Below are 14,643 nucleotides of genomic sequence, written 5' to 3' on the forward strand. Positions count from 1 at the left end.
CTCAATGGCTCAACGCTGGACTCGTGGGCTGGATGCGCGGGCAGCGGGAGCGTAGAGGGAGGCTTCCAATGGAGCCTAGAATGTCCACTGTCTCGCTGCTGATTCCCCTGCTCGTTGCTGCGGCGCCGATCGCGCAGGCGCCAGGGGCGGAGCCGAACACCGATCAGCGCTGCACCGTGACTCGGCCGCCGCTCCCCGCCGGCATGACCGGTTGGGCACGCCGCGCGCCGCTCGCCGCCGGGACGAGTACGCGCAGCGCGCCGGTGATCGTGGTCGGCCACGGCGCCGACCTGCGGCTCGCCCCGGTCGAGCAGGTCACCCCGGCGGTGGCGCCGCAGCGCGAGCCCGACATGGGCGAGACCGCCGGCCTCGCCTTGTTCCAGGTCGCGCGCCCCGGCACCTATCGTGTCGCGCTGGGTGACGCCGCATGGATCGACGTGGTGCGTGCCGGCCGCGCGCTGGCGGCGAGCGCCCACGGGCACGGCCCGGCCTGTTCGGGCATCCGCAAGATGGTCGATTTCCAGCTCGAGCCGGGCCGCTATGTCCTCCAGCTGAGCGGGACCAAGGCGTCATCGCTGCCCGTGATGATCGCGCGCGCGCGGCGGGTGGCGGCATGATCGCCGCGCTGTCGCTGCTGCTCGCCGCGCAGGCCGCGCCGACGACGTCAGCCGGCGCTCCGCCGCAGTCGCCTGCCGCCCCCCCCACGACGCAGGCGCCTGCTCCGATTCCTGCTCCCGATGCCGCCGCGCTCACCCGCGTGCGCCTCAGCACCGAGGCCGGCGATATCCTCGTCGGCGTCGACACCCAGGCCGCGCCGATCACCGCCGGCAATTTCCTGCGCTACGTCGACCAGCACAAGCTCGACGGCATCGGCTTCTACCGCGCGGTCAAGGTGGCGGACGGCTACGGCCTCGCGCAGTTCGGCACGCGCAACGATCCCAAGCGCACGCTGCCGCCGATCAAGCACGAGCCGACCACGCTCACCAAGCTGAGCCACCGCGACGGCACGCTGTCTATGGCGATGGCCACGCCCGGCACCGCCGCGGGCGACTTCTTCATCACCGTCGGCGACCTGAGCTCGATGGACGCCACCGCCGATAATCCCGGCTTCGCCGCCTTCGGCCGCGTGCTGGAGGGGATGGACGTGGTGCGCCGCATCCTCGTCGCGCCGACCTCGCCGACGCTGGGCGAGGGCGTGATGAAGGGGCAGATGCTCGCGCCCGTGATCAAGATCACCGCGGCGCGACGCGTCGACTAGCGCCGCTCGAGGGACTACATCGGGGCGAGAAGGAGTGTTTCCGATGTCCCCACCGCTCGACTCGCCCACCGACTGGCCCGCGCTCGGCACCGAGCAGCTCGCCGACGTCATCGCGCTGCGCCGTGCCATCCATGCCGAGCCCGAGATGGGGCTGCACTGCCCGCTGACGACCGCCAAGGCCAAGGCGGCGCTCGCCGGCCTGCCGCTCGAGATCCACGACAGCACGCGGACCACCGGCTTCGTCGCGATCCTGCGCGGCGGCCGGAGCGACGGTGGCGCCGGCTCGAACGCGCGCACGGTGCTGCTGCGCGGCGACATGGACGCGCTGCCGATCAGCGAGGAGACCGGCCTGCCCTTCGCCTCGACGCTGCCGGGCACGATGCACGCCTGCGGCCATGACGCGCATACCGCGATGCTGGTCGGCGCCGCCAAGGCGCTGTCGGCGCGACGCGACCAGCTCGCCGGCACGGTCGTCTTCATGTTCCAGCCCGGCGAGGAGGGGCATCACGGCGCGCGCGAGATGATCGCCGATGGGCTGCTCGACCGCGCCCGGCCCGACGCCGCCTTCGCGCTCCACGTCCTGCCCAACGCGCCCGCCGGCGTGTTCATCGGGCGCGAGGGAGCGCTGCTCGCCTCCACCGACACGGTGCGCGCCACGGTCCGCGGCCGCGGCGGCCATGCCGCCATGCCGCACGACGCGATCGACCCGATCCCGGTCGCCTGCGCGATCGTCACCGCGCTCCAGCAGCATGTCGCGCGGCGCGTGCCCGTCGCCGATCCCGCGGTGCTGACAATCACGCAGATCCACGCCGGCGCGTCGCACAACATCATCCCCGACGAGGTCCAGCTCGCCGGCACGCTGCGGACGCTGTCGCCGGGCACGCGCGAGGCGATGCGCGCCGCCTTCCACCAGGTGGCGCGCGGCGTGGCGGAGGCGCACGGCTGCACCGTCGAGTCGAGCATCGACGAGGGCTATCCCGTGACGATGAACGACCCGCGCGCCACACGGCTGATGCGCACGCTGGCGCAGGAGATCGGTGGCGCGGCCGGCTGGGCGACGATGCCCGCGCCGATCATGGGCGGCGAGGACTTCAGCTACGTGCTGCGCGAGCTACCCGGCGCCATCGCTTTCGTCGGCGCGGCGGCGCCGGGCTCCACGCCCGAAACCAACCCGCCGCTCCACAACCCGCGGATGACGATCGACGAGCAGGTCTTCGCCACCGGCGTGGCGATGCACTGCGCGCTGGCGGAGCGCTTCCTGGAGCGCGGCTTCGACTAGACGGGGTCGACTCTCACGGACTGCTTGTCGTCCTTCTCAGCGAGGGGAGATGGCGGCCCGGAGGGCTGGCGGAGGAGTGTCACACGTCGCCACTCGAGCTGCCATCGCCGCTGGCGATACCCTCCGTCGCGCTACGCGCGCCACCTTGCCGCGCAAGGGAGGATCGATTGAGTCGATCCAGCCGCCATGCCTTACCTCGCTCTTGGCGTGTCTACATGCCTACAAGGTGGGTAGAGGCACAGTAAGCAAGAGTGAGCGCGTACCCCCTCCCGCTCGACCACCCGGCGACAGGCGGAGCGGCCGGTCAGAGCCAGTCTGGCCTGGGCCGCAGCGGCTGGAGCACGATGTCGGCCAACGCCGAGCTACCGACCTGAAACGCGCGCTGGTAGTCGGGATCGTCGACCATCGCCTTGAAGGCGGCGCGGCGCGGATACTCCACCAGCAGCGCCGCGTCCCATCCGGTGACGTCACCGGTGGTGAGCACGGGCAGTCCCTCGCCACCGACGAGGATCCGCGCGCCAAAGCGCGCCAGGATCGGACGCGCCAGCTCCAGATACGCGGCATAGCGCTCGCGACCACCGTCGGCGGCGAAGCGCAGGAGGTTCAGCATGACGACGGGCGAGTCGTCCTCGTCGGCCAGGAAATGCGCGAACGTGTCGGGGGAGAAGGCTACCATCTGGACTGTCGCTCCGATCGCGCCACCCGATACGGGCGGCCGGTGCGACGGTCCTAAGCAGGCGATGCGTCAGAAATTGTCAGCAGTGAGCGCCAGTCACGGTCCTGTTCGCGCCACCGCGTGAACAAGGCGTGGCGGCGGCCAGGATAGCGCTCTTCCAGTACCGCGCGCACCTCGACCCGGTCGACACGAAAATGGCGGAAGGCGGAGCGCCGCTCGCACCAGGCCGCCAGCACGCGCACCTCGTCAAAATAGACGATGGCGATCGGCCAGATCACACGCTCGGTCGGCTTGCCCTCGGCGTCGCGGTAGGCGATCGCCACCTTGCGCTGACGGCGGATCGCGTGCCGCAGCACCGCCACCTGCTCGGCATCGGCTCGTCGCGACAGCGAGGCCGCGGCGAGCAGCGCGGGCGAGGCGCCGTCCGGCATCGCGCCGCTGCCGCGCGCCGCGTCGATCTTGGCGAGCGCGCTCTCACCGGAGCGGACCAGATCGGGGTCGCCGCGCTGGCGCACCCAGCCGAGGCCGAGCGCCAGCACGTCCAGCTCCTCCTGCGTGAAGGCGAGCTGGGGCAGGAAGAAGCCGGCGCCGAGGCGGTACCCCACGCCCGCCTGCCCCTCCACCGGCGCGCCGAGCGCACGTAGCGTCTCGATGTCGCGGTAGATGCTGCGCGGCGACACGCCCAGTTCGGCCGAGAGCTCCAGCGCGGTCACCAGCAGCCGTCGCGCGCGCAGCACGCCGATCAGCTCGAACAATCGGCTCGTCCGCGACATCGCCTCCCTCCCGCAAGGGCAGCGCCGCAGCGGCGCTCAGTCGCCTTCGATCGGCGCGGTGAGCAGCGCGCGCGTGCCGGGATCATTGGCCTGGAACTCGACCGTGCCGCCGATGCGCTGCACCACCGCGGTCATCATCCGGCTGCCGAAGCCGCCATCGCCGCCAGCGACCTTGCCGACTCCGCGATCCGCCACGATCAACCGCAGCAGGTGGCCGTGCTGCTCCAGCACCACGTCGATGGCGCCGCCGTTCTGCGCCGGGTAGGCGTATTTGGTCGCGTTGATCACGAGCTCGGCCGCGATCAGCCCGACGCTGACGGCGCGGTCGGTCGGGATCAGCACCGGCGCGAGGTCGAGTGTGAGATGACGTCCCCATTCCTCGCCGAGCGAGGAGCGCAGGTCTTGCATCAGCTCGCCGATGTAGCGGCTGAGATCGATGACCTCGATCTGGTCGTCGCGGTAGAGGCGACGGTGCACCAGCGCCACCGCCGAGAGCCGCGAGCGCGCCTCGAGAAGCTGATCCGCCACTGCGCCCGCACCCGCGTCGCGCGCCTGGATCGCGAGGAAGGACGAGACCAACTGCAGGCTGTTCTGAACCCGGTGATCGACCTCGCGCATCAGCAGGTCCTTCTGCGCGAGCAGCGAGTCCTTCTCCGCGCCGGTGCGCTCCAGCTCGCGGTTGAGCCGGCGCAGCTCGGCCGCGGCACGCGCCTCGCCGAGCAGCCGGCGCAGCCGCGCCGCGCCGTCGACCTGCTCCAGCGTCCAGCGCCGCGCGCGCCCGCGCACCTGCTCGCGCCACAATTCGAACGAGGCGCGCGGACGGAGCGTCGCCTGTGGGTCGTGCGGTACCGCCTTGTGCGGGTTGCCGGCCCACTCAATCTCCTCGATCCGCTCGGCCCGCAGCCACAGCAAGGCGTCACCGTCGCCGAGCGCGAAACCGAGCACGCCGGCGATCGGCGCGACCCGCGCGCCCTCGGCCCAGTCCTTGCCCAGCTCGCGGGTCGCGAGCGGCGCGGTGTCGTCACGTGTGCCGAGCCACCGCGCCAACGCCACCAGCGCGGCCTCGTCGGGCGCGATCCCGACCGTCGTCGCGCGACCGCCGCGCACCAGCGCCAGCCCATCGGCGCCGAAGGCGTGGCGGACGTCCTCGGCGCGTGCCTGCACCACGTCGACCGGCGAGTCGCTGGTGAGCAGCAGGCCGCGCAGCGAGTCCTCCTCGCCGCGCAGCGCCAGCCGCTCGCGATAGGCCTCGGCCTCCTCCTTGGCGCGGAGCTGGCGCGCCAGCCCGCCGGCGAGCGCGGCAGCGGCGGCGCGGGTGGCGCGCGGCAGCAGTCGCGGCGTCGCATGGTGGCATGCCACCAAGCCCCACAGCAGCCCGTCCTTGACGATCGAGATCGACGCCGAGGCGGACACGCCCATGTTGCGGAGATACTCGACGTGGATCGGCGAGACGCTGCGGATCGCGACGTCGCTCAGGTCGGTCAGCTCCAAGCCGGCCGGACGCAGCGGCGCGGGGACATAGTCGATGTCGGGGATCACGCGGGTGCGGTTGCGCACGTACAGCGCGCGCGCCTGGCGCGGAATGTCGCTCGCCGGGAAATGATGGTGGAGGAAGGTGTCGAGTCCCGGCGCGCGATCCTCGGCGACGACGCAGCCCGATTCGTCGTCGAGGAAGCGATAGATCATCACCCGGTCGAAGCCGGTCAGCGCGCGGAACGCCACCGCGGCACGCTCGCACAGCGCCACGAAGGTGGTGGTGCGCTCGAACCCCGCCGCCATGGCGTCAAGCCAGCCAAGCGTCTCGGCCACGCTGCCACCGGCAGTCTCGCCCATCGGCTCCAGCTCGGCGAGCAGCCACTGACCGGTGCGATGAAGCGCGACGTCGTAGCCGTGCACCGGCGCGGCCAGGATCGTCCCGCCCGGGCCGATCGGCACCGCCTCGGCCAGCGCGTTGACGTCCTGCGCCAGCAGATGATCGAGCTGCGCGCCGAGCCAGTCGTCGCCGAACAGCGCCTCGATCGCTCCCGCGCCGGCGACCACCTCGAGCGAGAGCGCGTCCGCGACGAGCAGCAGGCCGTGCGGCATCACCGCGCCGGGAACATGGATCGGCTCGCGGTCGCAGGCCGTCAGGTTGAGCGACTCCGCGGTCGGGTCGCGTTGAACGATGGGACCTGCCATCGCGCGCTTATGGCAGTATTCGCGTGCCAGGCAACTAATCGGCGGCTATTTTATAGCGTTTCTGCGCGATCCCGAGACAGTCGACACGAAGGACTTGCCCCCGCGGCGAGACGATGGAATCGGGTAGCAACCCGTTAGGATACCGGACCTAGAGCTGCCCGCATGTCGACCCCTCCCCGCGAACCGCGCAGCAGCGTGATCCTCTATGCTCTGGTCGACACGGGCACCCAGGCGGTCGAGTGCCGCGTCCGCAACCTCTCGGTCACGGGCGCCTGCGTCGACAACAGTGCCGGGCTGACGCAGGGTGACGAGGTCCGCGTGACGATGGGGACGCTCGAGCAGCTCGCCGCGCGTGTGATGTGGGCCAAGGCGACGCTGGCCGGACTTCACTTCGAGGCGCAGGTCGACATCGCCGCGGCGCGCCGCCCGCGCACGCGCAACACCAGCGTTCAGCCCAGCGCCGGCTGGATGCAGCACATCCGCGACGCCTATCGCGAGCGCGGATGACGCGGCTGACCGTCAACAACGAGGCGATCGAATACCGCCTCCCGGCCGAGACGCCGCTGCTCTGGGCGCTGCGCGACGCGTCCAACCTGACCGGCACCAAATACGGCTGCGGCACGGGCAGCTGCGGCGCCTGCACCGTCGACGTCGACGGGCGCGCGGTGCGCTCGTGCCAGATGACGCTCGCCGCGGCGGAGGGGACCTTCGTCACGACGATCGAGGGCTTGTCGCGCGATCGTACCCACCCCATCCAGCTCGCACTGCTCGCGGAGAATGTGTCGCAGTGCGGCTTCTGCATCCCGGGCATCGTCATGGCCGCGGCGGTACTGCTGCGGCGCGACCCGATGCCGTCGGAGGAGGCGATCGCGGCGGCGATCACCAACGTCTGCCGCTGCGGCATCTACCCGCGCCTCACCGCCGCGATCCAGCGTGCCGGTCGCGCGATCCGCGGGGAGGAACGACTGCCCACCGGCGCGCGGCCCGGGATCGAACCCGCCGGCGCCGCGCGACAAGTGCCCGCGCTCGACCCGCGCCAGCGCTGAGGGCGGCTCAGCCCGCGGGCAGCGCCAGCGTGAAGCGCGCGCCCCCGCCGGGGGCGCTGTCAACGGTGAGCGCGCCGCCCATCGCCTCGGCGAGCCGCCGCGCGATATACAGACCGAGCCCGCTGCCGCCCGGCTCGCCGGGATCGACGCGCTCGAACTTGCCGAAGATGCGCGCCTGGTCGGCCGCCGCGATCCCCTTGCCGGCGTCCGCCACGGTCAGCAGCGCGCGCGCGCCCTCGCGCCGAAGCGAGAGCACGATCGCACTGCCGCGCGGCGCATAGCGGACCGCGTTGGCAATCAGATTGACCGCAACCTGCAACATCCGCCGGAACTCGCCGAGTGCGACCAGCTCGCGTCCACACCCCGAGCGGTCGATCGTCACGCCCGCCTCCGCCGCGCGCGTGGCCAGCAGCGCGGCGGCGCGGCGCGCCACGTCGGCGAGGTCGACCGGCCCGCGCTCGGTGGCGAAATCGTCGCGCTCGATCGCCTCCAGGTCGACGAGATCGTCAATCAGCCCGAGCAGGTGACGCCCTGCACCGGCGATGTCGGCGGCATAATCCGCGTAGTGGCTGTCGAGCGGTCCGTCGCCGGCGGCGCTGATCCCGTCGGCGTTGGCGATGATCCGCGCCAGCGCCCCGCGCAACAGCGAGTCGAGCCGGTGGTCGAGCGGGCGGAGCTGCGGGGCAGCGGATGGGGGTGCGGCGGCATAGGCGCCACCGACGAAGCCGCCGAAGCCGCTCCCGGTGTCGAGCCGGACGTGCCCCGCGAGCGTCACGCGCGCGCCGCTGCCGTACAGCCGCGCGGGCTGGTCGGCGAAGTCGCGTCGCTCGGTGAGCGCGTCGAGCAGCGGCATCGCGCCGTCGCGATCGGGTTCGAGCACGAACAGCCGGCTGAGCGGGCGACCCAGCGCGGCTGCCGGATCGAGCCCGAGCCGCGCCGCGGTGTCGGGCGACAGCCGCGTGACGCGCAGCTCCGAGTCGACCTCCCAGGTCCAGTCGGCGTCCTCGGGCGCGATCACCTCCGTTAGCGTGGCGGCGCCGGCGCGGGCGTGCCCGGCGGCACGCTCGCGGAGCAGTGACACGGTCAGCGCCACCCCGGTCTCGTCGGGCGCGGCCTTGACCCAGCAGTCGAGGTCGCGGTCGCCGTCGGCGATCGTCACCGCCCGCGATACCAGGATGCGCAACCGCCGCGCCAGCCGCACCAGCACGGCGACCTGGGGGATGGCGAGCAGCGCGCCGTGGCGCCCGCCCGCGCGCGCGTTGAGCGCGGCGAAGGCATCATCGGCGCGGGCGAGCCGGTCGTGGCGGTCGACCGCCGCGTGCAGCGTCGCCAGCGCGGTCACGCGCGCGGGCTGCGGGCGAGCGCGCGCACGGCGGCGCGGAAATCGCGGTGCAACGTCAGCGGCGCCACCGCGCGCGCGGCGGTCTCGGGCGCCAGCGTGGCGACCCGGTCGAGCGACTCGGGCAAGGTCTCCACGTCGCGCGCACGATCGGCCTCGCACAGGACGAAGCCGACCTGTGCGATCAGGTGGCGCTCGATCCCGAGCGCGCGCAGCGCCAGCCACAGCCGGTCGCTGTCGGCGTCGAGCGTGAGCCCGCGCGCCTCGGAGAACTCGATCCCGAGCGCGTGCGCCAGCAGCGCGACGAACAGACTGGTGCGCGCCTCGCCGAGCGAGTCGATCATCAGCTGCGGCAGCGTCCCCGCGACGGGGTCGATCGCGGCGACGAGCTGCGCCGCGGCGGCCTCGACCCGCTCGCCGTCGTCATGCGCCGCGATGCTGCGCTGGCTCGCCTCGGACAAGGCGCGGTCGACCTCGGGCGGGACGCCGTGGCCGAGCCGCTCACGCAGCGCCGCCGCCACCCACCAGGCGAGCCGCTCGTGCAGCGCGTCTGGCAGTTCGGCGCGGCGATCGGCGTGCGCCATGCGCCGCCGACTGTCCGCCACCAGATAGGCCACCGCACGGGCACGCACCACGCCGTCGGCGCTCTCCGCGAGCGCGGCGAGCAGCATCGCGGTGCTGCCGGGAGCGCGCTGTGCCGCCAGCGCCTCGTCGATCAGGTCGACCCGCGCCTGCGCGATCATCTCGCCCATCACCCCCGGGTCGCGCATCAGCCCCGACTCGATCAGCCGCGGCAGCGTCATCGCGCGATTGCCGGCGAGCAGCGCGGCGGCGTCGGGAAAGCCGCGCGCCTCGAGCAGCCGCGCGGCGTGACCGGCGATGTCGCGCTCGATCGCGGCGACGCTCGCCTCGGCGAGACGGTTGATCGCCATCCGGGTGCGCTCGTCGAGCCGGTCGCGCTCGTCGGCGAAGACATCGGCGATCGCGGCGCTCAGCCGTGCCCCCGCGCGACCGTCGGCCGACGCCGCCTGCGCCGCGAGTCGCGCGGCCAGGTCCGAATCGATCGCCTGAGAGGGTTGGGCGGGCATCTCCCCACCCCTTAGCGAGCGATCCTTAACCACGCTCTAAGTCACTCGCCGCAGCCACTCGACCGCGACCACCAGCGTCAGCGCGGCGTAGACCGCGACCAGGCCGAGGCCGAGGGTCGGCCAGCCCAGCAGTGTCGCCGCGGCCAGGATCGCGAGATAGCCCGGCGCGGTACCCCACCAGACCCGGCGCGGCGCGGCGCCGGCGGCGCGTTCGCCTACGCCGGCCGCGACCAGCGCCCCGATGGCGAGCAGCCGCGCGCTCGCGGTCGCCGCCTCGCGATCGACGACATGCGCCAGCAGCAGCGCCGCGACCGCGGGCACCGCCAGGATCAGCGCGCGGCTGGCGCGCAGCAGCGCGGGCTCGTCGCGGAACAGCGCCAGCGCGGCCGCGATCTCGGCCAGCAGCACCGCCGCGAGAGCCACCAGGATGCCCAGCCCTGGCGCGCCGAGCGCGATCGCGGCGCCGCCGACCAGTCCCGCCGCCCCCGCCGCGGCAGTGCAGGTGCCGGTACCGATCGCGCGGCGCGCGATCACCGGGATCACCGCGCGCGCGAGCGGGCGCAGCACCAGCCGCTCGAACCAGCTCGGCCGCACCGCCATCGACGCCGACAGCACCGCGCGGCCGCGCTCCTCCAGTGCGCTGGCCCGCCGCTCGATGCCGTGGCCCAGCTCCATGTCGTCGAGCCGCAGCGAGATGTGGCGAGCGCCCGCCTGGTCGGCGGCGCGCAGCAGCGTCGACTGGAGATCATAGTCATCGGGCAGCCGCGCCGCCTCCGCGATGCGCCGTGCGTCGAGCCGCGCCACGCCCGCCCAGGCCGCGCCGGCGCCGACGCGCTCGAACAGCGGCGAGGCCTGCGCGCCGGGCACCACCAGCAGCGCGTCGCCACCCTCGCCCGCCAGCGCGTGGACGACGCCCTCGGTGGTGACCAGCCCGTCCGCCATCATCACCACGCGCGCGAGCGGGTGCAGCTTGGCCAGCGCCTCCGCGGCGGTGCGGACCACGTCGACCGCGACGCCGCGCCGCCCGATCCGCGCCAGCGCGCCCATCAGCTCGGACGTCTCGCGCGACACCACGACGACGATCTGCGCGGCGTCGCACGCCACCAGCAGCCGCGCCTGATATTCGATCAGCGAGGCCGCGGCGAAGGGCAGCGTGGCCGCGAGCGTCCCCGGTCGGTCCTCTGCCTCATGGATCGCAAACAGGAGCCCGGCCAGCATGGCATGGCTGTTACGGGGTGCCGTGCACCGCGGCAATATCCGTGACGCGGCGCAGCGACGCGGCGGACCGAGCGACTGTGCCCCTCCGAGACGGCTTCCCGATGCCGGCAAACGTGTTAGATGGAGCAGATGACCGGGGGGCCGACTTCACTATCCGATGCACGTGCGACCGAGCCTGGCGCGCGCTGGCCCGATCATTGGCCCGAGAGCTGGCCCGATCCCGCCTCCCTTCCGTCTGCGGAGCCCGCCCCGACCGTGACCGACCCGTTCTTCTCCGACGACGCCCCCGACCGCCCCGCGCTGGGCGGCCCGCGGCCGCTGCTCGGCTGGGTCGCGATCGTTATCGCGGTGCTGTGGGTCGCGGCACTGCTGTGGCTCGCGCGTGACTCGCTCGGCGCGATGACGCCGCTGGCGCTGGCGCAGTTCGGCGCCGCGCTGGCGACCGTGCCGGCGCTCGCCGGCGTGATCTGGCTCGCGACGCTGCGCACCTCCACCGCCGAGGCGCAGCGCTTCGGCGCGACCGCGCGCGCGATGCGCGGCGAGGCGGTGGCGCTGGAGAACACGGTGGCGGTGCTCGGCACCACGATCGAGGAGCAGCGCACGCAGATGGCGGAGCAGGTGCGCCTGCTCACCGCACTGGGCGACGCCGCGACCGCGCGGCTCGCCGATATCGCGGGTACGCTCTCGGGCGAGGTCCAGCGCGTCGACGCGCAAACCGGCGCGCTCTCCGCCACCGCCGGTGCCGCGCACGAGCGGCTCGACGCGCTGCTCGCGGCGCTGCCGCGCGCCGCGGAGGAGACGCGCTCGCTGACCGAGACGATCGATCAGGCCGGGCTGGTCGCCTATGAGCACAGCGCCGGGCTCGACGCGCAGGTCGCGGCGCTGGTGGCGCGTGGGCGCGACGCCGAGGCGATCGCGGGCGGCGCGGCGGAGAAGCTCGCCGCCTACATGCAGCGGATGGAATCGACCAGCCACACCGCCGGGGCGCGGCTCGAGGCGGTCACCTCTGCGGCGGCGGGTGCGGTCGACGCGCTGCTCGACCGCACCGCGCGCGCGATCGACGAGTCGCGCAAGGCGATCGCGGCGCAGGGCGACGCGATGCTGGCGATGGTCAGCACCAACCAGACTGCGCTCGACCATGCCGCGCGCGAGAGCGCCGAGGCACTGGCCGAGCGGATCGGGCTGATCGAGGTGGTGATCGAGCGGATCGCGGCGAGGCTCGATGCGCAGCAGGGCGCAGGGCGCCAGCTGTTCGACTCGCTCGACGACGCGATCCTGCGCGTCGACCAGCGTTTCGTCGCGCTCCATCGCGATGGCAGTGAGCGCACCCAGCAGCTCGCCGCGTCGGTGAGCGCGCTCCACGCCTCGGCCGAGGCGCTGGCGCGCGCGATGGACGCGGGCCACGCCTCGGCGCAGCACACGATCTCGACCACCGAGCACCTGCTCGTCGCGCTCGATGCCGCCGCGCGGGAGATGGACGAGACCATGCCCGAGGCGATCTCGCGGTTGGAGAGCCGCGTCGCCTCGACCAAGCAGGTGATCACCGCGGCGAAGCCCGAGCTGCTCGCGCTCGTCACCGCTGCCGAAAGCACGCATGACGCCATCGAGGCGGTGGCGCAGGTCGTCGCCGAGCAGCGCCAGACGGTGGAGTCGCTCACCAGCCGACTCCACGATGGGCTGGCGCGCGGGCGCAGCCAGGCCGACGAGATCGGCGAGGCGATGGGCGACGCCTCGCGCCAGATCGACGACATGACCGAACAGGCCGCGCCGCGGCTGGTCGAGGCGCTGCTGCGCGTGCGCGAGACTGCCTCGGCCGCGGCCGACCACGCGCGCGAGGCGATCGCGCGCGTCATCCCAGAGGCCGCCGACGCGCTGGAGAGCGCGGGCGCCGCCGCGCTCAGCCGCGCGGTGGAGAGCGGCGTGCAGGGCCAGGTTCGCCAGGTCGCGCAGGTCGCCGAGGCGGCGGTCGCGGCGACCAATCGCGCGGGCGAGCGGCTCCAGCAGCAGCTCGACGGCATCGAGGCGACGATCGCGCTGATCGACCAGCGGCTGGAGGAAGCGCGCGCAGCGGGTGAGGAGAACGAGCGCGACAGCTTCGCGCGGCGCGCCTCGCTGCTGATCGAGTCGCTCAACTCGGCCTCGATCGACCTGACCCGCACCTTCGCGCCCGAGATCTCGGACAGCGCGTGGGCGGCCTATCTGAAGGGTGACCGCGGGGTGTTCACGCGCCGCGCGGTGCGGCTGCTCGACGGCGGCGAGCAGCGCGACGTCGCGCGGCTCTACGACGACGACGGCAATTTCCGCGAGCAGGTCAACCGCTACATCCACGATTTCGAGGCGATGCTGCGCACGATCCTGGCGCAGCGCGACGGCTCGCCGCTGGGGGTGACGTTGCTCTCGTCGGACATGGGCAAGCTGTACGTGGCGCTGGCGCAGGCGATCGAGCGGCTGCGCTAGGGCGAGCCACCGGCCTGTCACACCATTTCATCCGTCATCCGAAGTCCGGGCCGCTGGCTTGAAAGATGGCGACGGCACGATCGAGCATCGTGACGTCGGCAGGGGGTATGACGGCACCTCTGGCCTCATTTCGACTTCGGTCTAAGCGGCGCACCCTCACCCGCTCACCTAACCCTCGGTTAACCAGCGTCTGGCCTGTGGTGCCGCATGCGCGCGCCGTCCCGCTCCCCCGCCCCGCTCTCGCGCTGGCTCCTTCGCTCCCTCGCCGCGCTGCTCGCGTTCGTCACCGCTCCAGCGCTCGCCTGCACGATGCCCGCCAACGCGGCGGTGACGGTCGGTAGCTACTCGCCCGCCGCGATCAAGGCAGGCGCGGTGCCCTATGCGCAGACCGCGTCGGGGTTCGAGTGCACCACGCTCACGGTGCTGACGCTGCTCAGCGCCAATTACCTCAGCGCAACGATCGCCTCGGGCGCGACGCTCAAGCTCACCTCGACCAGCAACGCCGCCGACACGCTGGCCTATCAGCTCTTCGCCAACGCCAGCAGCAGCTATGAGATCAAGCCGGGCACCACGACCTATTACATGAAGAGCGGGCTGGTCACGCTGCTCACCGTAGGCAGCCAGGGCGCCAACGTACCGCTGTTCTTCAAGCTCGCGAGCGGCACGGCGCCCGCGCCCGGCACCTACAAGGGATCGATCACGATCCGCTGGGACTGGAACTTCTGCAACGGCGTCGCGGTGGGCAGCCTGTGCGCGCTCGGCGCTACCGACAGCGGTAGCCAGACGGTAACGCTCGCGGTCACGCTCTACGTCGCGCGGAAGCCGCCGACGGTGGCGCTGGCGCTCGGCGCGGTCACCTGGGACCCGGTCAACGGCACGCTCAACCCCAAGGCGATACCGGGGAGCAAGCGCCGCATGGTGATGACGCTGAGCAACCCCGACCTGGTCGCGACCGAGCTGGACGCGACCACCCTCGTTGTTCCCACCGCGGCGCGCATGGCGATCGCGCTCGACGGCGACGGTACCGGCAGCGGCGCGGTGGTGCAGGTGACCGAGGGGTCCCCGCCGTCCGGCGCGACGATCGCCTACGCCTCACCCGCGAGCACCACCGACCAGATCGACTTCTCGAGCGACGGCGGCGCGACCTGGACCTACGTGCCGGTCCCCGGCGACGCGACCAGCCAGGCGGCGGTGACGAGCGTGCGGATCAAGCCCAAGTCGAGCATGGCGGCGGGCTCGTCGATCAGCGTGTCGGTGCCGTACTCGGTGCGGTGAGCGCTCGCGCGCCAGTCCGATAGCGCGGTTGGCTCTCCCCTCCCCGTCAGGGGAGG

Annotated in this window: 13 protein-coding genes; 7 read left to right on the top strand and 6 right to left on the bottom strand. The window is 73.0% G+C overall.

Going from position 1 to position 14,643, the window contains the following annotated elements; genetic code table 11:
• Positions 1 to 80 precede the first annotated feature (80 nt).
• Genes FHY03_RS14480 through FHY03_RS14490 form a run of 3 tightly spaced genes read left to right on the top strand, consistent with a single transcriptional unit; the run spans position 81 to position 2,537 of the window.
• Positions 81 to 617 carry a hypothetical protein gene (locus tag FHY03_RS14480; protein WP_260159072.1) on the top strand — a complete coding sequence of 179 codons (537 nt, stop codon included), beginning with the start codon at positions 81 to 83 and terminating at the stop codon, positions 615 to 617.
• Positions 614 to 1,258 carry a peptidylprolyl isomerase gene (locus FHY03_RS14485; RefSeq protein ID WP_183931492.1) on the top strand — a complete coding sequence of 215 codons (645 nt, stop codon included), beginning with the start codon at positions 614 to 616 and terminating at the stop codon, positions 1,256 to 1,258. Before FHY03_RS14480 ends, FHY03_RS14485 begins: the two co-directional genes overlap by 4 nt.
• A 43-nt stretch (positions 1,259 to 1,301) precedes the next feature.
• Positions 1,302 to 2,537 (top strand): M20 family metallopeptidase, encoded by a 1,236-nt coding sequence (locus tag FHY03_RS14490; RefSeq protein WP_183931493.1) that lies wholly within the window; start codon positions 1,302 to 1,304, stop codon positions 2,535 to 2,537.
• Positions 2,538 to 2,841: 304 nt separating this feature from the next.
• Here FHY03_RS14490 and FHY03_RS14495 read toward each other — a convergent pair whose 3' ends face one another.
• Genes FHY03_RS14495 through FHY03_RS14505 form a run of 3 tightly spaced genes read right to left on the bottom strand, consistent with a single transcriptional unit; the run spans position 2,842 to position 6,164 of the window.
• On the bottom strand, positions 2,842 to 3,213 hold the full coding sequence (locus tag FHY03_RS14495; protein ID WP_183919588.1) for a DUF1330 domain-containing protein: 372 nt from the start codon (positions 3,211 to 3,213) through the stop codon (positions 2,842 to 2,844).
• Positions 3,214 to 3,266: 53 nt separating this feature from the next.
• Complete coding sequence (locus FHY03_RS14500; protein WP_183931494.1) at positions 3,267 to 3,986, bottom strand: YafY family protein; 720 nt, start codon at positions 3,984 to 3,986, stop codon at positions 3,267 to 3,269.
• Between the two features lie 36 nt (positions 3,987 to 4,022).
• A complete protein-coding gene (locus FHY03_RS14505) occupies positions 4,023 to 6,164 on the bottom strand; it encodes a histidine kinase dimerization/phosphoacceptor domain -containing protein (RefSeq protein WP_183931495.1) in 2,142 nt (713 codons plus the stop codon).
• A 162-nt stretch (positions 6,165 to 6,326) separates the two neighbouring features.
• Here FHY03_RS14505 and FHY03_RS14510 point away from each other — a divergent pair, with 162 nt between their 5' ends.
• Positions 6,327 to 6,671: a PilZ domain-containing protein gene (locus FHY03_RS14510; RefSeq protein WP_183919582.1), complete on the top strand. Its 345-nt coding sequence runs from the start codon at positions 6,327 to 6,329 to the stop codon at positions 6,669 to 6,671.
• Complete coding sequence (locus FHY03_RS14515; protein WP_183919581.1) at positions 6,668 to 7,210, top strand: (2Fe-2S)-binding protein; 543 nt, start codon at positions 6,668 to 6,670, stop codon at positions 7,208 to 7,210. The genes FHY03_RS14510 and FHY03_RS14515 overlap by 4 nt, the downstream gene beginning before the upstream one ends.
• Positions 7,211 to 7,217: 7 nt before the next feature.
• Here the strand turns inward: FHY03_RS14515 and FHY03_RS14520 are convergent, their stop codons facing one another.
• Genes FHY03_RS14520 through FHY03_RS14530 form a run of 3 tightly spaced genes read right to left on the bottom strand, consistent with a single transcriptional unit; the run spans position 7,218 to position 10,855 of the window.
• Complete coding sequence (locus FHY03_RS14520) at positions 7,218 to 8,552, bottom strand: ATP-binding protein (RefSeq protein WP_183919580.1); 1,335 nt, start codon at positions 8,550 to 8,552, stop codon at positions 7,218 to 7,220.
• A complete protein-coding gene (locus tag FHY03_RS14525) occupies positions 8,549 to 9,637 on the bottom strand; it encodes a DUF2336 domain-containing protein (protein WP_183931496.1) in 1,089 nt (362 codons plus the stop codon). The genes FHY03_RS14520 and FHY03_RS14525 overlap by 4 nt, the downstream gene beginning before the upstream one ends.
• A gap of 36 nt (positions 9,638 to 9,673) precedes the next feature.
• Positions 9,674 to 10,855: a hypothetical protein gene (locus tag FHY03_RS14530; RefSeq protein WP_183931497.1), complete on the bottom strand. Its 1,182-nt coding sequence runs from the start codon at positions 10,853 to 10,855 to the stop codon at positions 9,674 to 9,676.
• Positions 10,856 to 11,110: 255 nt separating this feature from the next.
• On the opposite strand from FHY03_RS14530, the gene FHY03_RS14535 reads away from it, so the two are divergent.
• Both FHY03_RS14535 and FHY03_RS14540 read left to right on the top strand, forming a co-directional pair.
• Positions 11,111 to 13,312 (top strand): hypothetical protein, encoded by a 2,202-nt coding sequence (locus tag FHY03_RS14535; RefSeq protein WP_311721777.1) that lies wholly within the window; start codon positions 11,111 to 11,113, stop codon positions 13,310 to 13,312.
• 207 nt (positions 13,313 to 13,519) lie between these two features.
• Complete coding sequence (locus tag FHY03_RS14540) at positions 13,520 to 14,587, top strand: spore coat protein U domain-containing protein (protein WP_183919576.1); 1,068 nt, start codon at positions 13,520 to 13,522, stop codon at positions 14,585 to 14,587.
• Positions 14,588 to 14,643 lie beyond the last annotated feature (56 nt).

The organism is Sphingomonas sp. BK345 (genome assembly GCF_014193845.1).
GTDB lineage: Bacteria > Pseudomonadota > Alphaproteobacteria > Sphingomonadales > Sphingomonadaceae > Sphingomonas.